Source organism: Amycolatopsis sp. NPDC051372 (assembly GCF_040682095.1).
GTDB lineage: Bacteria > Actinomycetota > Actinomycetes > Mycobacteriales > Pseudonocardiaceae > Amycolatopsis.
Map to the genome: position 1 here is coordinate 107,472 of NZ_JBFBAF010000006.1, position 20,003 is coordinate 127,474.

The 20,003-nt window shown below is 70.5% G+C and carries 16 protein-coding genes; 6 read left to right on the forward strand and 10 right to left on the reverse strand.

What is annotated here, in order from left to right:
• Window positions 1–9: 9 nt before the first annotated feature.
• Window positions 10–741, reverse strand: coding sequence for a UDP-N-acetylglucosamine acyltransferase (locus tag AB0M56_RS11335; protein ID WP_364173736.1), 732 nt, complete (start codon window positions 739–741; stop codon window positions 10–12).
• A gap of 203 nt (window positions 742–944) precedes the next feature.
• Here AB0M56_RS11335 and AB0M56_RS11340 point away from each other — a divergent pair, with 203 nt between their 5' ends.
• Together AB0M56_RS11340 and AB0M56_RS11345 are read left to right on the forward strand one after the other, a co-directional pair.
• A complete protein-coding gene (locus AB0M56_RS11340; RefSeq protein WP_220245599.1) occupies window positions 945–2,051 on the forward strand; it encodes a DegT/DnrJ/EryC1/StrS family aminotransferase in 1,107 nt (368 codons plus the stop codon).
• Window positions 2,048–3,004, forward strand: a complete 957-nt coding sequence (locus AB0M56_RS11345) for a Gfo/Idh/MocA family oxidoreductase (protein WP_364173739.1) — start codon at window positions 2,048–2,050, stop codon at window positions 3,002–3,004. Before AB0M56_RS11340 ends, AB0M56_RS11345 begins: the two co-directional genes overlap by 4 nt.
• Window positions 3,005–3,022: 18 nt before the next feature.
• On the opposite strand, the gene AB0M56_RS11350 is transcribed toward AB0M56_RS11345, so the two are convergent.
• The 7 genes from AB0M56_RS11350 to AB0M56_RS11380 form a co-directional block, all read right to left on the reverse strand.
• The gene (locus tag AB0M56_RS11350) at window positions 3,023–3,799 is read right to left on the reverse strand and encodes a hypothetical protein (RefSeq protein ID WP_364173742.1); all 777 of its coding nucleotides are present in this window, start codon (window positions 3,797–3,799) and stop codon (window positions 3,023–3,025) included.
• Window positions 3,796–4,305: a SigE family RNA polymerase sigma factor gene (locus tag AB0M56_RS11355; protein WP_364173744.1), complete on the reverse strand. Its 510-nt coding sequence runs from the start codon at window positions 4,303–4,305 to the stop codon at window positions 3,796–3,798. Before AB0M56_RS11355 ends, AB0M56_RS11350 begins: the two co-directional genes overlap by 4 nt.
• A gap of 81 nt (window positions 4,306–4,386) precedes the next feature.
• Complete coding sequence (locus AB0M56_RS11360) at window positions 4,387–4,998, reverse strand: Uma2 family endonuclease (protein ID WP_364173747.1); 612 nt, start codon at window positions 4,996–4,998, stop codon at window positions 4,387–4,389.
• Window positions 4,955–5,569, reverse strand: coding sequence for an acyltransferase (locus tag AB0M56_RS11365; protein WP_364173749.1), 615 nt, complete (start codon window positions 5,567–5,569; stop codon window positions 4,955–4,957). The genes AB0M56_RS11360 and AB0M56_RS11365 overlap by 44 nt, the downstream gene beginning before the upstream one ends.
• On the reverse strand, window positions 5,556–6,752 hold the full coding sequence (locus AB0M56_RS11370; protein WP_364173752.1) for a glycosyltransferase family 4 protein: 1,197 nt from the start codon (window positions 6,750–6,752) through the stop codon (window positions 5,556–5,558). Before AB0M56_RS11370 ends, AB0M56_RS11365 begins: the two co-directional genes overlap by 14 nt.
• A 32-nt stretch (window positions 6,753–6,784) precedes the next feature.
• A complete protein-coding gene (locus AB0M56_RS11375; protein WP_364173754.1) occupies window positions 6,785–7,714 on the reverse strand; it encodes an NAD-dependent epimerase/dehydratase family protein in 930 nt (309 codons plus the stop codon).
• A 35-nt stretch (window positions 7,715–7,749) separates the two neighbouring features.
• Complete coding sequence (locus AB0M56_RS11380) at window positions 7,750–8,895, reverse strand: DegT/DnrJ/EryC1/StrS family aminotransferase (RefSeq protein WP_364173757.1); 1,146 nt, start codon at window positions 8,893–8,895, stop codon at window positions 7,750–7,752.
• A gap of 130 nt (window positions 8,896–9,025) precedes the next feature.
• On the opposite strand from AB0M56_RS11380, the gene AB0M56_RS11385 reads away from it, so the two are divergent.
• The 4 genes from AB0M56_RS11385 (at window position 9,026) to AB0M56_RS11400 (ending at window position 17,152) form a co-directional block, all read left to right on the forward strand.
• A complete protein-coding gene (locus AB0M56_RS11385) occupies window positions 9,026–12,139 on the forward strand; it encodes a BTAD domain-containing putative transcriptional regulator (RefSeq protein ID WP_364173760.1) in 3,114 nt (1,037 codons plus the stop codon).
• A gap of 345 nt (window positions 12,140–12,484) precedes the next feature.
• The gene (locus tag AB0M56_RS11390; RefSeq protein WP_364173763.1) at window positions 12,485–14,014 is read left to right on the forward strand and encodes an MFS transporter; all 1,530 of its coding nucleotides are present in this window, start codon (window positions 12,485–12,487) and stop codon (window positions 14,012–14,014) included.
• A gap of 136 nt (window positions 14,015–14,150) precedes the next feature.
• The gene (gene lhgO, locus AB0M56_RS11395; protein WP_364173765.1) at window positions 14,151–15,335 is read left to right on the forward strand and encodes an L-2-hydroxyglutarate oxidase; all 1,185 of its coding nucleotides are present in this window, start codon (window positions 14,151–14,153) and stop codon (window positions 15,333–15,335) included.
• Window positions 15,336–15,445: 110 nt separating this feature from the next.
• Complete coding sequence (locus tag AB0M56_RS11400) at window positions 15,446–17,152, forward strand: hypothetical protein (RefSeq protein ID WP_364173768.1); 1,707 nt, start codon at window positions 15,446–15,448, stop codon at window positions 17,150–17,152.
• 22 nt (window positions 17,153–17,174) lie between these two features.
• On the opposite strand, the gene AB0M56_RS11405 is transcribed toward AB0M56_RS11400, so the two are convergent.
• Both AB0M56_RS11405 and serS read right to left on the reverse strand, forming a co-directional pair.
• Entirely contained in the window at window positions 17,175–18,182 is a 1,008-nt protein-coding gene (locus AB0M56_RS11405) for a DUF3558 family protein (RefSeq protein WP_364173771.1), read from the reverse strand.
• A 413-nt stretch (window positions 18,183–18,595) separates the two neighbouring features.
• Window positions 18,596–19,867: a serine--tRNA ligase gene (gene serS, locus AB0M56_RS11410; RefSeq protein ID WP_364173774.1), complete on the reverse strand. Its 1,272-nt coding sequence runs from the start codon at window positions 19,865–19,867 to the stop codon at window positions 18,596–18,598.
• Between the last annotated feature and the right edge of the window lie 136 nt (window positions 19,868–20,003).

The following is a 20,003-nucleotide window of genomic DNA, read 5'->3' on the forward strand; positions in this document are numbered from 1 at the left end:
TCACAGCTCCTAGTGCTCGTCACGCGGGCGGGCGTCCCACGCCTTGACCAAGGTAGAGAGGTCGCCGGGCAGGCGGTCGGCCAGCCCATCCTCCGGGAGGCCCTCCTTGCCCTTCAGCCACGGACCCAGTGCCTCGATCGTGGCCTCGTCCAGACCTCGGCGGGACAGGCCCACGACGTTCACGCCGGTGACGCGCGCCGGGTTGCCCACGGCGATCGTGAACGCGCCCACCTCGCGCCGCACGGCCGAGGCCATGCCGACCATCGCGCCGGGGCCGACCACCACCTTCTGGTGCAGGATCGCGCCCATGCCGAGGTTGGCGCCGTCCCAGATGTGGCAGTGGCCGCCGGTGAGCACGTTGGACGCGATGGTGACGCCGGAGCCGACCAGGCAGTCGTGGGCGATGTGGGAGCCGCGCAGGTAGTAACCGTCGCTGCCGAGCGTGGTGGTGCGCCAGGTGCCCTGGTGGACGGTCGCGTACTCGCGGATGCGGTTGCGGCTGCCGATCACCACGCCGTGGCCGTCGGCGTCCGCGTCGCCGGTCGGGGCGGTGTCCCACGCAGCGGGGTGCTCACGGCCACGGTCCTCGCCCGGCGTGCCGATGGTCACGTGCGGGCCGATCCAGTTGCCGTCGCCGATCCTGGTCGGGCCGACGATCACCGTGTACGGTCCGATCACGTTGTCGTCGCCGAGCTCGACGCCTTCGCCGATGATCGCGGTGGGGTGGATTCGGTTGGCCACGCTGGTGATCCGTTCCGTTTCGTTTTACCGCTGTCGGGTCCGAGCGGCCTGGGGTCTGGGGCAGGCGGCGGCGCCCGGTAACGTGTGGCCCGCGTTCACGCAAGGCGCGGCCGGGCGCAGAACCGGCGGCTCGCCGGCCTCGCGGCCTGAGCGCACTGCACTGTACCGGACGCATCGAAATCGCCTGCCGAGAGAGACTGCCGATGATCCCCATTACCGTGGTCGACGTCCGTGACGCGGAAGACCTCGTCGTCGAGGTGCTGCGATCCGGCGCCATCGCACAGGGGCCGATGGTCAAGCGCTTCGAGGACGCCTTCGCGCACGTCGCGGGCACGAAGCACGCCATCGCCGTGAACAACGGCACCACCGCGTTGGTCGCCTCGCTGCAGGCGCTGGACCTGGCACCGGGTGACGAGGTGATCACCACGCCGTTCACGTTCGTCGCGACGCTGAACGCCATCCTCGAGGCCGGCGCCACCGTCCGGTTCGCCGACATCCGGCGCGACGACTTCGCGATCGACCCCGACGCCGTGGGCGCCGCCGTCACCGACCGCACCAAGGTCCTGATGCCGGTGCACTTGTACGGCCAGACGGCGGACATGGGCAAGCTCGCCCCGCTCGCCGCCGAGCACGGGCTGCAGGTCATCGAGGACTCGGCGCAGGCGGTCGGCGCGTCGTTCGAGGGCCGCGCCGCCGGCTCGTACGGCATCGGCTGCTTCTCGCTGTACGCGACCAAGAACGTGACGACCGCCGAGGGCGGCGTGATCACCACCGACGACGACGTACTGGCCGACAAGCTGCGCGTACTGCGCAACCAGGGCATGCGCGCCCGCTACCAGTACGAGATGGCCGGCCACAACTACCGCATGACGGACCTGCACGCGGCCGTCGGCATCCCGCAGCTGGAGAAGCTCGACCAGCTCACCGCGGCCCGCCAGGCCAACGCGAAGCGGCTGTCGGAGGGGCTGGCGGGCACGCCGGGCCTCGACATCCCGCAGGTGCTGCCGGGCCGGGAGCACGTGTGGCACCAGTACACCGTGCTCGTGGGTCCGCACGCGATGCTCTCGCGCGACGAGCTGGCCGCCTCGCTCACCGAGCGCGGCATCGGCAACGGGATCTACTACCCCAAGATCGTGTTCGACTACGACTGCTACCGCGGCCACCCGCTGATCCCGGGCGCCGACGTGAACGACTTCCCGGTGGCCACGGCCGTCGCGGCGCAGGCGCTTTCGCTGCCGGTGCACCCGCACCTGACCGACGCACAGCTCGACAAGATCATCGAAACGGTTCGCGAGGTGCTCGGCGCATGACCCACCGCATCGCCCTGATCGGCACGGGCAACATGGGCTCGCTGCACGCGCGCGTGCTGACGGCCAACGAGCGCGTGGACCTCGTCCGCGTGATCGACCCGCGCGAGGAAGCCGGCCGCGCTGTCGCCGAGCGCTACGAGACGCAGTGGACGCCGGAGCTCGGCTCACTGTCCGATGTGGACGCCGTGGTGCTCGCGTCGGCCACCGAGGTGCACTACGACCTGGCGCAGGAGATCCTGGGCCAGGGCAAGCCGATGCTCGTCGAGAAGCCGGTGTGCAACAGCTTCGAGAAGTCGCAGGAGATCGTGGCGCTCTCGGAGCAGAAGGACGTGCCGCTGATGTGCGGCCTGCTCGAGCGCTACAACCCCGCCGTGATGACGGCGCGGGCGCTGGTCAACGAGCCGGTGCACTTCATGGCACGGCGCCACGGCCCGTACGCGCCGCGCATCAAGACCGGCGTCGCGTGGGACCTGCTGGTGCACGACGTCGACCTGGCGATCCAGTTCTTCGGTGGCGCCACGCCGGCCCGCGTCACCTCGGGTGCCGGCTACTTCCACCCGAACTCGGTCGAGGGCGCTGAGGACACCATCGAGACGGTGCTGTCGTTCCCGACCGGCCTGGCCACGGTGTCGGCTTCGCGGCTGGGGCAGAAGAAGGTGCGTTCGCTGGTCGTGTCCGAACTGGACCGGCTGATCGAGATCGACCTGCTGCGCCGCGACGTGACGATCTACCGCCACGTGTCGCACGACTCCGTGACGCCCGACGGCCTCGGCTACCGGCAGCAGACCGTGATCGAGATCCCGGAGCTGGTCACCGCGCGCGAGCCGCTGGCCACTCAGCTGGACCGGTTCCTGGACCTGCTCGAGGGCAAGATCGACGCCGCCGTGGAGCGCGACCTGATCCTGCCGTCGCACCACGTGGTGGCGCAGGTGCTCACGCAGGCCGCCGCTTAGGTTTTCGGCGAGGCGGAGTCATTTGGTGAGGCGGGTGCCGTCCTTGCCGTACGCGACCAACGGGGTCAGTACGGCGGGGTCGGGCACTTCGCGCTGGTCGAACCAGAACACGACCACGCGGGGGTCCACGCTCCACGACGCCGTCCGCGCCTGCACCGGCTTGCCGTGCACGGTGCTGACGATCTTCACGGCGGGTCCGGAGAAGTAGCCGTACACAGGCACCCAGGTGCCGCCGGCTGCCATGCCGCCCGCGGTGGCATGGAAGCCGAACGACCGGTCGGCGCCGCGGATCTCGTTGCTGGCGTAGAGCGACAGGTGACCGGTTTTGGTCTGGACCGCGGCCATGATGCCGAAGTGGACGTCGGGCAGGGCCGCGTTGTCGTCGATCTTGGTCGCGTAGAAGACGAGCTCGCCGCCGGCGGCGGTCTTGATGCCGGTGTGGATGACATCGCCGTAGGGCTGGGTCACCGACTCCGGCAGCTGGTCGATCGCCGACGTCGGCGGTGGCGAGGTGGTCGGCACGGCGCCGTCCGACGCGACCGGGCCACTGGTCGCCGGGGCCGGCGGCGCGGCGGCAGGCACCTGCGTCGGCTCCGCCGGCGTACGCAGAGCGACGGCGCCGAACACGATCCCGACGACGGCGGCCACCGCGGCGGCCGCTCCCGCGCCCGTGGCGATCCTGCGCCGTCGACGGATGCGCCGGCCCTCGGTGATGATCCGGCCCAGGTCGGGCGCGGCGAACGGCTGGTCGGGCTCTTCGCGCAACGCGGAGCGCAGCTTGTCGAGGTCGGTCACCGCCCGCTCCCTCCGATCAGCACGTCTTCCGGCCCGGCATCCACCCGCAGCTTCGCGAGCGCCCGCGAGTTCGTGCTCTTGACGGTACCCACCGACACGCCCAATTCATCGGCGACCGCCTGTTCCGGCAGGTCGAAGAAGTGCCTGAGCACCACCACGGCCCGTTCGCGGCCCGTCAGCCGCGCCAGCGCGGACGTCAGCCACTCGCGCTGCGTCACGGCCTGCGCGACGTCCTGGCTCGTCGGCCGCTCGGGCACTTCCTCGGAGGCGTACTCGCGCAACGGGCGCCGCCAGCCGTCGATCACGTGGTTGACCAGCACCGTCCGGGCGTACGCGTAGGCGTCCTTGCGGCGCACGCGCGACCAGGCGGCGTAGGTGCGGGTGAAGGCGGTCTGGGCAGCGTCCTCGGCCTGGTGGCGGTCGCCGGTCAGCAGGTACGCCGCGTGCGTGAGCCGGTTCGACGAGGCCTGCACGAAATCGACGAACTCGTCGTCACTGCGCGCCACCCGCGTACCCCCGATCTCCACCTCTACGGGACGGCTGGGCGCAGCGGAGGTTGTCCCGACGTCGGCTCGCCCGGATTCACGCTACAGACGCGACGGCCGCGGGGCGATGAGCTTGTCGAGGTCGAGCACGATGGGATGACCCGAGACGCCGAGCTTCACCTTGCCGGAATACTCGCCGGCGGTTTCGTAGCGACCGTCGAGGAGACGATAGGTGATCATGCTGACCGGTGCTTCGACGTCGATGATCCAGTACTGCCTGATCCCGGCAGCGGCGTACTCGGAATGCTTGGTGATCTGGTCTGTGCGCTTCGTGCCCTCGGACAGGACCTCGACGACCAAAAGAACATCCTCGGCCTGCACCCGCTGAGGGTTCGTTTCGAGAATTTCCCAGGGAACGACCACCACATCGGGCACCCGGACCGTCAGCGGCCGATGTTCCAGCAACATCTCGCCTCGTGCGAACGCACCGTGCCCGCCGAACTGTTCATCGATGAGATGAGCGGCTCGATAAGCCACCCGCTGGCGCCAGAACGGTGGCGGTGGCGTTGTCAGCAACGCCCCCTCGACCACCTCGATGTGCCACTCCGAAGTCTCCGGCAGGGCTTCCCAGTATTCGAGTGTGACCAGCTCGCGAGGCAGGTCGGCGTACTCATTCGCGGAAATCGCCCGCCGGGGAACCCCAGCCGGAGGCATCGTCCGACAGGCCGCGGCGGCGGGCGTTCTCCGCGCGCACCCGTTCCACTTCGGACTGGATGTACTCCTCGTCGTAGCGCTGGAACACGCGCGCGGGGTTGCCGGCGACCAGGGTGCGCGGCGGGACGTCCTTGGCCACCACCGAGTTGGGCTGCACGGTGGCGAAGTCGCCGATCGTCACGCCGGCCATGATGACGACCAGGCCGCCGATGAAGCAGCCCTTGCCGATCTTCACGGGTTTGCGTTCGATGAGGTCGCTGCCGGAGTGGTTCTGCAGCGTCATGTTCGCGAGCCAGCTCGAGTGCGTGAAGATGAGCGTGTTGAGGCCGATGCTGGTGTGCTCGCCGATCTCCAGGCCGCCGCTCGCGTCGAGCGCCGCGCCTTCGCCGATCCAGCAGTGCTCGCCCATGGTCAGGTTCTCCGGGCTGATGATCTTCACGCGCTCGCGCACGCGGCACGTCGAAGGCAGCCCGTAGAACGCCGCCCGCTCGGCGTCGTTCAGATACTGCGAAACGAGGTCGTTCAGGATCATCGGCCGCAGGCGGTTGCTGCGGTCGTCATCGAAGAACATCGTCGTCCGCCACCATCTTCGTGAACACGCGCAGGTGTTCCTCGGCCACCACGTCGAGGCCGAAATTGGCCCGGACCATGGCGCTTTCCCGCTGTGCGATCCGCTCCCTCAGCGAGGGGTCGTCGAGCAGCGACAGCACGGTCGTCTCCACGGCCTCGGCGTCGTCCGGGCGCACCAGCAGGATGTTCTCGCCGTTGCGCAGCTCGATGCCGGGGTAGTTGTCCTCCGTGACCGACGCGATGGTGGCCGTGCCGGACAGCATCGCCTCCAGCGACGCGGTGCCGCAGCCGCCGTTGAGGTCGTGGGTCACGATGTCGGCCGCGGCGAAGTACGCCGGCACGTCTTCCTTCGGCACCGCGCCCGTCACGACCAGGGCTTCGGCCACGCCGAGCTCTTCGGCGCGCTTGAGGAACGCGTCGTGGTACACGCGCCCGACGATCACCACGCGCACGCCCGGGTGCCGGTCGAGGATCGCGGGCAGCGACTCGATCAGCGGCAGCCGGTTGCGCAGCGGGATCACGTGGCCGAGCGAGACGATCAGCGGCGCGTCGCCCAGCTCCAGCTCCGCGCGCACGTCCTTGGTCACCGGCTTTTCGAAGTGCCCCGTGTCCACGGCGATCGGGAAGTACTCGGAGTTCGCGTCGCTCGTGCCGTACCGCTCGACGCAGTAGTCCACGCCGAGCTTGTCGAGGAGGACGTAGCGCGGCCGGATGTAGGAAAGCACCGGCTTGACCAGCACCGCGTCGAGCATCCGGAACACGCGCGAGTACAGCTTGTTCTCGCTGATCAGGAGCGTGTGAATGGTCAGCAGCACGGGCAGCTTGTGGCGCCGCGCGTAGAACCCGGCCAGCCACGACAGATCGAAGAACTGGCCGTGCAGGTGCACCGCGTCGGGCCTGAACTCGTCCAGCAGCTTCCACAGCCGCCGCCAGTTGCCCGGCTTGAGCGACGCGAAGCTCATGTCGAAGTCGATCGACAGGCCGAGCTGCGGCATCTTCACCGCCGGCAGCCGCACGACGCGGTAGCCGTCGCGCTGTTCGTCGGCCGGCGCGTCGCCGTAGGCCGCCGTGATCGCCAGGACCTCGTGGCCGGCCGCCGCGTACTCACCCGCGAGCGACGCCGACATGTGGGCGCTGCCGCCCACCCGGGGCGGGAAGAAGTTGTTCACCACCGCGATGCGCATGGCGCGTCCTTGAGCCGGGCCCGCGGTGGCATTCACTCGGAATCCTGCACGAGAGCCCGCATGCCCTCTTCAACCGAGATGGTCGGCTCCCAGCCGAGCATCTCCCGCGCCCGCGTGATGTCCGCGGCCCGGCGCGACACGAGCACGTCACGCTCGTTGAACTGCGGCTGCACGTCGACCCCCACGGCCTCGATGAGGATCTTCGCCAGCGTGGCGATGGACGTGTCGACGCCGGTGCCGATGTTGATCGGCAGGTTCGACTGCTCCGACTCCAGCGCGGCGACGACCGAACGGGCCAGGTCCGACACGTGCACGAAGTCCATCGACTGGTCGCCGCGGCCGTCGATGATCGGCGGCTGGCCGGCGCGCAGGCGCTGGATGAAGTGGTTGATCACCGACGTGTAGTAGGCCTCGATCTTCTGGCCCGGCCCGTACACGTTGAAGAAGCGCAGCGCGTTCCACGACAGGCCCTTGGTGCGCTCGTAGAAGCCCAGCAGGTCCTCGCCGGCACGCTTGGAGATGCAGTACGGCGTGAGCGGGCGCAGCTCGTCGTCCTCGTGCATCGGGAGACGCTTGGGCTCGCCGTACACCGACGCCGTGGACGCGTACACCAGGCGCTCGACACCCTCGTCGGCGGCCGCGGCGAAAACGTTGTGGTTGCCGGTCATGTTGATGTCGATCGACTCGTGCGGGTCGGCGATCGACTTGTTGATCGAGACCGTGGCGAAGTGGATCACGTGCGAGCAGCCGCGGATGGCCTCGCGCACCGCACCGCCGTAGCGCACGTCCTTCTCGACCAGCTCGACCTTGCCGGTGGCCACGAATTCGTTCACGCGAGCACGGTCGCCGCGGGTCATGTTGTCGAAGATGCGGACGGTGTAGCCACCATCGAGCAGCAGCGGGATGACGTGGGCGGCGATGAACCCACCACCGCCGGTGAAGAACACCTTCTTCTCGGACATGGTCGCTGCTTCTCCTCGGTCGACGATCTTGTTCTTCAGCTGAGCGCGTGGACTGCTTCGCGCACCGTGGTCACCACGCGGTCCACTTCGGCTTCGGTCAGCTCCGCGTGCATCGGGATCGCCAGCTGCCGGCGGAACGCGTCGGCCGAGATGGGCAGCGGCTGCTGCTCGCCGTACACCGGCTGCAGGTGCGAAGCGTACGTCCCGAAGTTGCACTGCACGCCCTGTTCACGGATGCGCAGCGCCAGCGTGTCGCGGCTGAGGCCGGACGCGACGGTGAGGAGGTAGGCCTGCCACGGGTGCTCGCGGTCGGGCAGCTCGACGGGCGCGGTGAGCTGTTCGACGTCGGCGAAGGCCTCGTGGTAGCGCTTCGCCACGGAACGGCGAGCGGCGAGCAGGTCGGGCAGCCGGTCGAGCTGCACGCCCATGATCGCGGCCTGGATGTCCGACAGGCGGAAGTTCCAGCCCAGCTCGTGGAACTCCGGGATCGGCAGCGTGCCCGAGCCCTCGCGGCTGATGGCGGGCTCGATGCCGTAGGTGTGCACCTTGCGCGCGTGGGCGATGAGGTCTTCGCGGTTCGACACGAGCGCGCCGCCCTCACCCGCGGTGATGCCCTTGCGGCCGTGGAAGGAGAACGCCGCGAGGTCGGCGAGGCTGCCGGCCGGGCGCGTCTTGTACGTGGCGCCGGCCGAGCAGGCGGCGTCCTCGAACAGCCACAGGCCATGTTTGTCGGCAATGGCGCGGTACTCGTCGAAGTCACCCGGTAGACCCGCGACATCGACGGCGAGGATCCCGACCGTGCGCGGCGTGATCAGGGCTTCGATCGCGGCCGGGTCGGCGCTGAAGATGTCGGGCCGGATGTCGGCGAACACGGGCTTCGCGCCGGCCTGCAGCACGGCGTGGCCGGTGGCGGGGAAGGTGTAGTCGCCGACGATGACCTCATCGCCCGGCTTCACGCCCAGCACCTTGAGGCCGAGGAACAGCGCGGCGCCGCAGCTGCTCGTGGTCAGGGCGTGCGCGGTGCCCGTGGCCTGCGCGAACCGCTCCTCGAAGCGGCGGCACGCGGGTCCGGCGCCGGCGAGCCAGCCCGAGCGGAACACCTCGGCGACGGCCGCCAGCTCCTCCTCGCCGACCGTCGGCCGTCCGAGCAGCACCTGGCCCTCGGCCGGTTGTCCAGACATCCCCACTCCAGTTTGTTCCTCGAACAACGTTGCGCTAGCTCGCCCCGAAGTGTATATACGCGCTCCGCCGAGCCGGGCGTGGGGACGAAACGTGCCGGTGACGGGCGGGCGGTGCGCCTAGTCTTGCCGCATGCGGATCGGGGTTCTGGGGGCGGTCACGGCGTGGGGCGCGGCGGGGGAGCCGGTCGTCGTCGGGGGTCCCCGGGTGCGGGCGCTGCTGGCGCAGCTCGCGCTGGAGGCGGGCCGGTTCGTGCCGGCGGAGCGGCTGATCGACGGCTTGTACGGCGAGGAACCGCCGGACGGCGCGGCCAACGCGCTGCAGTCACAGGTGTCACGGCTGCGCAGCGCGTTGAAAACTGTCGCGCCGGTGGAGTTCACGGGCGCGGGCTACCGGCTCGTCGTGGAGCCCGACGAGGTCGACGTGCACCGGTTCGAGCGGCTGGCGGGCGACGGGCGGCGCGAGCTCGCGGCCGCCGACGCCACGCGTGCCAGCGACCTGCTCGGTGAAGCTTTGGCGTTGTGGCGAGGACCGGCGTTCGCCGACGTGACCGAAGCGCCCTTCGCGGCGACGCAGGCAACCCGTCTCGAAGAACTGCGCGCCGACGTGGCCGGAGATCGCATCGACGCCGAGATCACGCTGGGCCGCGCGGCGGAGGTGCTCGACGAGCTGCGGGCCGCAGTCATCGGGACACCCCTGCGCGAACGGTCGCGCACCCAGCTCGTGCGCGCGCTGCACGCGGCGGGCCGCTCGGCCGAGGCATTGGCGGCGTTCGAGGACGCGCGCCGCACGCTGGCCGACGAGCTCGGCGCCGACCCCGGGCCCGAGCTGGCCGAGGCGCATCTGGCCGCGTTGCGCAGTGAGCCGGCGGCCGCGTCGTCGCCGTTGCCCGCGCAGCTGACCAGCTTCGTCGGCCGAGACGGCGAGCTGCGGCAAGTCGGTGAGCTGCTGCGGCACGCGCGTCTGGTGACGTTGCTGGGTCCCGGCGGCACCGGGAAGACCCGGCTGGCCGTGGAAGTCGCGACGGCTCATACCGGGTCTGCGGCATTCGTGGAGCTGGCGCCGCACGTCGCCGACGATGTCGGGCAGGCCGTGCTGAGCGCGCTGGGCCTGCGCGAAGGCGCGTCGCCGTTGCGGGGTTCGGGTGTGCAGGACCCCGTCGAACGGCTGGTGTCGGCGTTGCGCGACCAATCGACGTTGTTGGTGCTGGACAACTGCGAGCACGTGGTCGACGCGGCCGCGCAGCTGCTCGCGCGCCTGCTTCCCGCGTGTCCCGGCCTGCGCGTGCTCGCGACGAGCCGGGAGTCGCTCGGCATCACCGGTGAGCAGCTGGCGCCGGTGCCGCGGCTCGCGGTGCCGCCGCCGGGCACGCCCGCGGCCGAGGCGCTGGGGTTCTCGGCCGTTCGGCTGTTCGCGGACCGCGCCGCCGCGAGCGACCCGGCGTTCCGCGTGGACGAGGACACGATCGGCGACGTCCAGCACATCTGCGCCGCGCTCGACGGACTGCCGCTCGCGCTGGAGCTCGCGGCGGCGCGCGTGCGGACGCTGCCCGTCGGCGAGATCGCCGCCCGCCTGGACAACCGCTTCCACCTGCTCGCGCGTGGCAGCCGCACGGCGGAGACGCGGCACCGTTCGCTGCGCGGCGTCGTCGAATGGAGCTGGGAGCTGCTGGACGACGACGAACGCCGGCTCGCGCGGCGGCTCACCGTGTTTTCCGGCGGGGCGACGCTGGGTCTTGCCGAGCAGGTGTGCGAGGTGCCGGACACCGTCGACCTGTTGCCGGGCCTGGCGGACAAATCGCTGGTCGAGACCACGGGCGAGCGCTACCGCATGCTGGAGACGATCCGCGCGTTCTGCGCGGAGAAGCTTTCGGGCGCGGGTGAAACGGCGCGGTTCGAGGCGGCGCACGCTTCGGCTTTCCTGCAGCTGGCCGAAAAAGCCGACCCGTTGCTGCGCACCGCCGACCAGCTGCGCTGGCTCGACCGGCTCGACGCGGAGTACGACAACCTCGTCGCCGCGCTGCGCTGGTCGACGGACGCGGACCTGCCCACGGCGTTGCGGCTGACGGCCGCGCTGGCCACGTACTGGTGGATGCGCGGCCGACGCTACGAGGGCGCGATGCTGTCGCTGGAAGTCGTGAAACGCTGTGGTCCGGTCGCTCCCGAGGGGTACGAGGAGCAGTTCCTGATGTGCGTGCTCAACGCGATGTCCGGCGCCCCGGGCCACGACGCGACGCTGCCGTACCAGTCCACAGTGGAGCATTACGCGCGAGACATGTCCTGGGCGCCAAGGCATCCGACGTTGAGCCTGCTGCTGGGCGTGGTGATCGGCCCGCCCGCCGACGAGGAGACGCTCTTCACCCGCAGCAGCATCATGGCCGGCGGCGACCCGTGGAGCAGCGCGCTCGTCCCCATGGGCACGGGTCTGCGCGCGATGCTCACCGGCGACCTCGACGAGGCCGAGACGAAGCTGCGCGAGGGCGAGTCCCGCTACCGGGCCCTCGGCGAACGCTGGGGCCTGTCGATGTCGCTCGACCACCTGTCGCAACTGCTCACCTGGCGCGGCCGCTGGGACGAGGCCATGGCCGCCATGACCGAGTCCATGGACCTCATGCAGCAACTCGGCGCGGCCGACGACTACGCCGACCTGCTCTGCCGCCGCGCCGACAGCCGCACCCTCCGCGGCGACGTCGCGGGCGCACGCGAGGACTACTCGAAGGTGATCGCGCTGGCGCGCCGCTCCGGAATGCCGGAGACGCGCGCTTCGGGTTACGTCGGCTTGGCGGCTCTGGCACGCCGGGACGGCGACTTGGCGGGGGCTCGTTCACTGGCGGAGCGCGCGTTGGCGGAGTGCACCAGCGGCTCCTTCTCGGTCGCCGCGGTCCGCGGAGCGGCGACGATCGCGCTGGGCTGGGTTGCCGTCGCGGCGGGCCACGCCTCGGAAGCCCGCGCGCTCATGCGCGAAGCCGTGGAGGCGGCGCACCGGTGGCAGGACAGCACCGTGCTGGCCTCGGCCCTGGAGTGCGTCGCGGGCGCCGCTCTGCTGGAGGGCCACGCGGAGGAGGCCGCCATGCTCCTCGGCGCCGCCGTCGCCGCGCGCGGCACGGACGTCGCGGGCCAACCGGACGTCGCCGAGGTGGCCGACCGCGCCCGCGCTCAGCTGGGTCCGGGTTACGACCGGTACTACGCCGGCGGACGGGAGCTGACGGTGCAGAAGGCATTGACGGCGGCGGGGATCGCTCCGTAACTCACGCTCGGGATACGCCCACGCGAGTTCGCACCGGAGAACTTGATCGACTTCAGAAGCTCTGTGCGTCAACCCTTCTCGGTCCGCGCACGCCCAATCTGGCTTTGCGGGATGCGTGAAGAATTCGAAATCTTCGACCCCCGTTACCAGACCGCGCCTCCGTCGGACACCTTCGAGCCGGCAGGTCACCGGGTGCGCGTTGAGTGGGCGACCACGGACATGGTCGGCGATTCGAGGACCCACACCCCGCTGACCTGCACTGTCAGCCATCGTGCGTCGTTCGTGCGTGGGTCGTCAGCGGGGCCCGGCAGCGTGAGGGCCCGGAGCGAACCACGGAGGCCCACCATGACCATCACCGCAGCGTCCACCAGTCCGGGCAGAACGCTGACGCCGGCGCGCAAAGCCGCCATCATCGGCGTCTGCGTGCTCGTGCAGATCCTCACGGCCGTCGACATGACGGTGCTCCACCTGGCGATCCCGGCGTTGTCCGAGTCGCTGCGGCCGACCACCACGCAGGCGCTCTGGATCGCCGACGGGTACGGGTTCGCGCTGGCCGGACTGCTCATCACGGCAGGCAACATCGGCGACCGCATCGGGCGCAAGAAGCTGCTGCTCGTCGGGGCGGCGGTATTCGGGATGGTCTCGGTGGCCACGGCGTACGCGCCCAGTGCCGAGCTGCTCATCGTGCTGCGAATCCTGCTCGGGGCCAGCGCGGCAACGCTCATGCCGTCGACGCTGTCGATCCTGCGCAACACTTTCACCGGCAAGGAGCGCACCGCGGCGATCGGCGTGTCGAGCGGGCTGACGATCCTCGGGTTCGGCCTCGGCCCGCTCATCGGCGGCGCGCTGCTGTCCCACTTCTGGTGGGGTTCGGTGTTCCTGATCAATGTGCCCGTGGTCGTCGTGCTGATCGCCGTCGGCATCTTCGTGCTGCCGGAGTCGCGCAACCCTGCGCCCGGGCGGCTGGACGGAGTCAGTGTCGCGCTGTCGCTCGTGGGCATCCTCGGGATGGTCTACACCATTAAGGAGATCGCGTACGAGGGTCTGAACCACTGGGACGTCTACGCGGCGGCGATCCTCGGCGTCGGCAGCCTGCTCGCGTTCGTGCTGCGCCAACCGCGCCTGGCCGAGCCACTGATGGACCTGCGGCTGTTCCGCAACCGCGCCTTCTCGGCGACGGTCGTGACCACCGTGCTCGCGATGTTCGCGCAACTGGCCGTAAGCGTGATCTCCACGCAGTACTTCCAGCTCGTCAACGGGTGGTCGCCGCTGAAGTCGGGGCTGGCGGGCCTGCCGGGCATGGGCGGCGCGCTGATCGGCGGCACCCTCGGCGCCGTGCTGATCAAGTCGCTCGGCCGCGCCGGCACGGTCACGCTCGGCTGCCTGTCCTCGGCGATCGGGTTCGCCCTCTACAGCCGAACGGACGTCGGCACCGCGTATGGGTACCTCGTGGTGACGATGGTGGTCTTCGGCATCGGTCTCGCGCTGATCCTCACCGTCGCGACGGACACCGTGCTCGGCGTCGTCCCGAAGCACCGCGCGGGCGCCGCGTCGGCCATCTCCGAGACGGCCACGGAGCTCGGCGGCGCGCTGGGCATCGCGGTGCTCGGCAGCGTGCTCGGCTCGCTCTACCGCCACGGCCTGCCCGCGGACGTCCCGGAGCCGGCTCGGGAGACGCTGGCCGGCGCCGCGCAGGTGTCCGCGCAGCTCCCGGCCGGTCCCGGGGCGCAGCTGCTGCACACCGCGCAGCACGCGTTCATCGGCGGCCTGCAGGTGACGATGCTCGGCGCCGCGGGCCTGATGGTGCTGGTAGCGGGCGTGGCGTGGGTCGCGCTGCGCGGGGTGCCGAAGGTGCTGGAAGACCCGGCCGAGTGAGCGCGCTCCGGTCCGAGGTGGGCGGAGGTCCACATCGGACCGGGGTTCGCCAATGGGTCACCTGATGCGTGAAGAACCGCATTTCAGACCACTTGGGCTACTCACACGACCGCGAGGTCGCGTAGCCTGTCTGTCCGTGCGTAACGTGGTGGTGATCGGTGGCGGAATCGTCGGCCTGGCCGTGGCCTGGGAGCTGTCGCAGCGGGGGCAGGACGTCACGGTGCTCGAGAAGGAGAGCCGCTGGGCGGCACACCAGACGGGACACAACTCCAACGTGGTCCACGCCGGCCTCTACTACAAACCGGGCTCGTTCAAGGCACGGATGTCCGTGGCCGGTAATCGGTCCATTGTGGACTTCGCGCGGCAGTACGGCGTGCCCGTGGAGGTGTGCGGGAAGCTCGTGGTGGCCACGAGCGAGTCGGAGCTGCCGGCCCTGAACACCCTCGCCGAGCGCGCCGAGGCCAACGGCGTGCCGGCCAAGAAGGTCACCGCCGCCGAGGCGCGCGAGTACGAGCCCGAGGTGGCGTGCGTCGGCGCGCTGCGCGTGGAATCGACGGGCATCATCGACTTCCCGGCCGTCTGCGCCGCGCTCGTGCGACTGCTCGACGAGGCCGACGCGGACCTGCGGCTCGACACCGAGGTCGTCGGCATCCGCCCCGGCGCCCACGGTGGCGTGGAGGTCGCCACCGGCACGGAGGTCATCCACGCCGACGCGCTCGTGAACTGCGCCGGCCTGCAGTCCGACCGCGTGGCCGAGCTGGCCGGCGTCACACCGAGCGCGCGCATCGTGCCCTTCCGCGGCGAGTACTACGAGCTCAAGCCCGAGCGCCGCCACCTCGTGCGCGGCCTGATCTACCCCGTGCCCGACCCGACGCTGCCGTTCCTCGGCGTGCACCTCACCCGCATGCTCGACGGCAGCGTGCACGCCGGCCCCAACGCCGTGCTCGCGCTGCGCCGCGAGGGCTACCGCTGGGCCGACGTGTCCGTGAAAGACCTCGCCGACGTCGCCCGCTTCCCCGGCGCGTGGCGGCTCGCACGCAAGTACGCGTTCCCGACCGGGCTGGAAGAGGTGCTGCGCTCGTTCTCGAAGAAGCGCTTCGCCGCCAGCCTTGCCCGGCTCGTGCCCGCCGTGACGGAGGACGACATCGTCCGTCACGGCTCCGGCGTGCGGGCCCAGGCACTGCGCCCGGACGGCTCACTCGTGGACGACTTCCTCATCGAGACCGCCCGCGACCAGGTCCACGTGCTCAACGCCCCGAGCCCCGCGGCGACGAGCGCGCTGGAGATCGCGAAGCACATCGCCGACCGGGTAGCGGCGTAACCAGCGCAAACGCGTCCGCGGAAAGTTTTTGAAATTTCCGTGAACCGTCCGGCCCTCTCGTTCCGTGTGTTGGCCGCACGCGGAAGATCACGCTGGAGGTCTCGGAAGCCATGAACCACAACGCCTCGCACTTCGGTGAGCCGGCCACGACGTTCCTGAAGCCGAACAGCGGCCAGGACCCGGCGAACCTGGGCCGGGTGGTTCAGGCGGTTGCTCGCCCCGGTGCGCCCCGGCCGCTGCGGGTCGACGTGGCCGGCGGTGGCCCGGTCGGGCTGATCTTCGCGTGCACGCTGCGTTCGATGCTGGGCGACAAGGTCAAGATCCGCGTGTTCGACCGCCGCTGGATGCGGCGCGACGGCCGGATCGCCTGGCAGGGCACGGCGGAGGGCAACAACCGGCGCGAGCAGGTCGTCACGCTGCAGAGCAACGTCTGGGGCCAGCTGCCGATGCTCGTGCGGCGCCGCCTGTTCACCGCCGGCAACTACTCGGAGATGTGGCCGCTCGGCCCCGACTCCCCCACGCACCGCGGGCGCCCGCGCAACATCAAGGTCCGCTGGATCGAAGACTGCCTGCTGGAGATGGCGCAGGACTTCTACGGCATCGAGCTCATCCCCGAGCCGTACGCGCAGCCGAAGTCCTGGGACGGCCTCGACGTGCTCGCCATCTGCGACGGCGCCCGATCGAAGACGCGGGAGGACCTCAAGGAGGCGTTCGGCTCGTCGAGCCGCGACCTGTACTCCGTGGGCGGCACGCCGCTCGACGAGACCGTGCTCGGCATCCGCATCAAGGGCAAGGTGCCCGACGAGCACACCGTGCCGCTCACCGTGTGCCAGAACCGCTTCCTGTTCAACTCCCTCGGCGGCGGCTTCATCAACATGCGCCTCACCGCCGAGGAGGCCTCGGAAGTCCTGGCCTACGGCGAAAACGGCCCGGTTCCGTGCATCGGCAAGTTCGGCTGCACCATGCGCCCGGACGGCGACAAGTTCGTGTGCGACCGCCACCGCTCGGTGTTCAAGCCCTCGGTGGACAAGCTGTCGTTCCTGTGGCCGCGCATCGCCGACGGCGTCAAGTTCTTCGGTGCGACGATGGCCGACATCGTGGGCATCACGTCGTTCAAGCTGGGCATGCAGCAGAACCCGAAGTTCACCGCGCAGCTCGCGCCGTCCACGTACGCGTTCCTGCTCGGCGACGCCGCCAACTCACTGCACTTCTGGCCGGGCCGTGGCCTCAACACCGGCGTGAAGAGCGTGCAGTCGCTCGCCGCGAACCTCGCCTCTCGCTGGGCCGGGCGGGCGTTCCGCGCCGCCGACTTCGCGCCCCACGAGGGCCTGATGCAGCAGCTGCAGTACCGCGAGAAGTCGCGCGCCTGGACGACGATGCTGATTCCCGACGAGAACGGCCTGCCGCGCGGCATCGAGGACCGCATCCGCGCCGGCCTCACCAGCAAGGAAGACCGCCAGGCGCTGGCCGACACGCTGTACAAGCGGCTCCTCGCCGTGAAGTCCCGGCTCGAAGGCCGCATGGGCACGCTGGCCGACGACGCTTGGTACCGCTCGCGCATCAACTCGCTCGACGTGAAGACCCTGGGCGTGATGGTCGAGTCCGGCGCCTGGATCACCCGCGAGATCGGCGGCGACGAGGTGGCGGTGAACATCGAGGTGGCACCCGCCGACACCAGCGCCTCGGAGCCGACGCGCCGCGCCCCGTCGCCCCAGCGGCCGGCCCGCCCCGCGTCGCGCAACATCCCGGTGGCGCGCAACATCCCGGCGGCGCGCACCGCCCCGGCCGGGCCGCGCCGTCCCGCTGGCGTGTCCTGACGCGACAGTCCACTCAGGACTTTCAGGCCGGGAGGTTCCCCGAAACCAGGGGAACTCCCGCCTTGACGGCGTCGCACGCCTTCGAGGGGTCGTCGAGATAACCGGACACGATCTGGATGGACGACGTCGGCGTGACGGCGAGGCCGGCGCCGCAGTTGACGCCGCCGGAGTCGTTGAAGTTGGCGAAGATCGACCAGTGGTGACCGTTGGCGTCGATGGTCGAGACCGGCGGCACGTCCATGCCGGGCCACTGCGTCATCGGCAGGTCGGGACCGAGCCAGACCTCGAAGGCCTTCTGGCCGCGGTCGCCGTCGGTGTCGTCCCACAGGCAGAACACCGCGTTGGGCACGACGCTCGAGTTCTGCTTCTCGCCCTGCGGCGCCACGTGCAGCGACGCAGCCTGCTCGGGCTTCAACAGCGTGCACGGGTCCAGGCCCACGAGCGGCCCACTCGGCGGCGCCGCACTGCTCGGCGCCGTCGGCGTGATCTGCGGCGCGGGCTGCCCACCCGGCAGGTGCGCGGCGACCTGCGGCACCGCCTGCTTCGCCGCCTCGCAAGCTTTGGTCTCGTCCGGGTTGGACACGCTCACGAACGCGTAGGACTTCGGGCCGAGCGTGGTGTAGAGGTCGCAGCTGCCGGGGATGAACGAGCCGTAGCGCGTCCACTGGAACCCGCCATCGGAGAAGGGCGGCGCCTTGACGACGGCGCCCTGCAGGTAGTCGTCGAGCGACTGGTCCACCGACCAGCCGACGGTGAGGATGGTCAGCGCCGCGCTGTCGTCCTTGCTGTTCCACAGGCACATCGCGGGCGTGCGCAGCTTCTCGCTCGCCGCCTGCCCCTTGCCGGGCGCGCGATAGCCGAGCGCGTCGGCCTGCTGCTGGTCGACCAGCGAACACGCGTCCACGACCTGCTGCACGGGCCCCTGCCCCGGCACCGGCGCCGCGACGCCCCCGACGCGCACCGTGCACCCGGCCACCACCACGGCCACCCCGGCCAAGGCCACGGCCGCGCGCACTCCCCTGAACCCCATCGGCGTCTCCTCCTCGCGCCCGAACCCTAGCGGGCGCACCGGGCTCGCACCGGCTATCCGCGGAAACGACGACGGCCGGGACCCCGCAGGGCTCCGGCCGCGCAAAACCGCCGATCAGCGCTTCTTTTCGGCTCATGGTGCGCGACGCGGTTGCGCACCATGAGCGGCAGTCCTCACGTGCTGCCCGGACCGCCGAACCCGGCCCGTCGAGCCGGGCTTTCCGGCTCGACGCGCGATCGCAGGCGCTGCGTGAGCTTCGAGGCGGGCAAGATCGCAGTGGCGTGCCGATGAGCTCGGGCGGCGGCGATGAGTGGTCCGTTCGCCGCCCCGGCCGGGCGCACCGCTCGCACCGGCTATCCGCGGAAACGACGACGGCCGGGACCCCACAGGCCCCGGCCGCGCAAAACCGCCGATCAGCGCTTCTTCTTCGGCTCCAGCACCTCGCGCCCGCCGACGAAGGGGCGCAGGGCTTCCGGCACGCGCACCGAGCCGTCGGCCTGCTGGTGGTTCTCCATGATCGCGACAATCCAGCGCGTGGTGGCCAGCGTGCCGTTGAGGGTGGCGGCGATCTGGGGCTTGCCGTTGGGGTCGCGGTAGCGCACGGACAGGCGGCGGGCCTGGAAGGTGGTGCAGTTGGACGTGGACGTCAGCTCGCGGTAGGTCTCCTGCGTGGGCACCCAGGCCTCGCAGTCGAACTTGCGGTGGGCGGACGTGCCGAGGTCGCCGGTGGCCGTGTCGATGACGCGGTAGGGCACCTCGATCTTGGCGAGCATCTGCTCTTCCCAGCCGAGCAGGCGCTGGTGTTCGGCCTCGGCCTCGGCGGGCGTCGTGTAGACGAACATCTCGACCTTGTCGAACTGGTGCACGCGGATGATGCCGCGGGTGTCCTTGCCGTACGACCCGGCCTCGCGGCGGTAGCACGACGACCAGCCGGCGTAGCGGCGCGCGCCGTCGCCGAGTTCGAGGATCTCGTCGGCGTGGAAGCCGGCGAGGGGGACCTCGGAGGTGCCGACGAGGTACAGGTCGTCGTCGGCCAGCCGGTAGATCTCCGACGCGTGGGCGCCGAGGAAACCGGTACCGGCCATGATCTCCGGGCGCACGAGCGAGGGCGTGATCATCGGCGTGAAGCCGTTTTCCAGCGCCTGCGCGATGGCCATGTTGAGCAGCCCGAGCTGCAGCTGCGCGCCGACGCCGCTCAGGAAGTAGAACCGCGAGCCCGACACCTTCGCGCCGCGCTCCATGTCGACGGCGCCGAGGCCCTCCATGAGGTCCAGGTGGTCACGCGGCTCGAAGTCGAACTTCGTCGGCTCGCCGACGGTCTTGAGCACGGTGAAGTCGTCTTCGCCGCCGACGGGCGCGTCGGGGTGCACCAGGTTGGGCACGGTGCGGAAGAGCGTGTCGAACTCCTCCGACGCCTCCGTCTGCTCGACCTCGGCGGCCTTGACCTGGGCGGACAGCTCTTTGGCGCGCGTGAGCAACGAAGCCTTCTCTTCGGGAGCGGCCTTCGGGACGAGCTTGCTCACGGACTTCTGCTCGGCCCGCAGCTTGTCGGCGTTGGCGATCGCGGAGCGGCGGCGGGAGTCGAAGCCGAGCAGCTTGTCGACCACTCCTTCGTCCTCACCACGGGCACGCTGCGACGCGCGCACGGCTTCCGGGTCTTCGCGCAGAGTCCTGGGGTCAATCACGGAAGAAAGGGTAGTCGCAGGCCAGCAGGTCCCTCGAAGCGGTTTGGGGATTGCGCGGCCTGCCGGCCGTCCACGGACAAACTGTGCGGCCCTCGTCCGAGGACGGAGCAGTCTGATCGTTGTCGCCCGTTTCCGG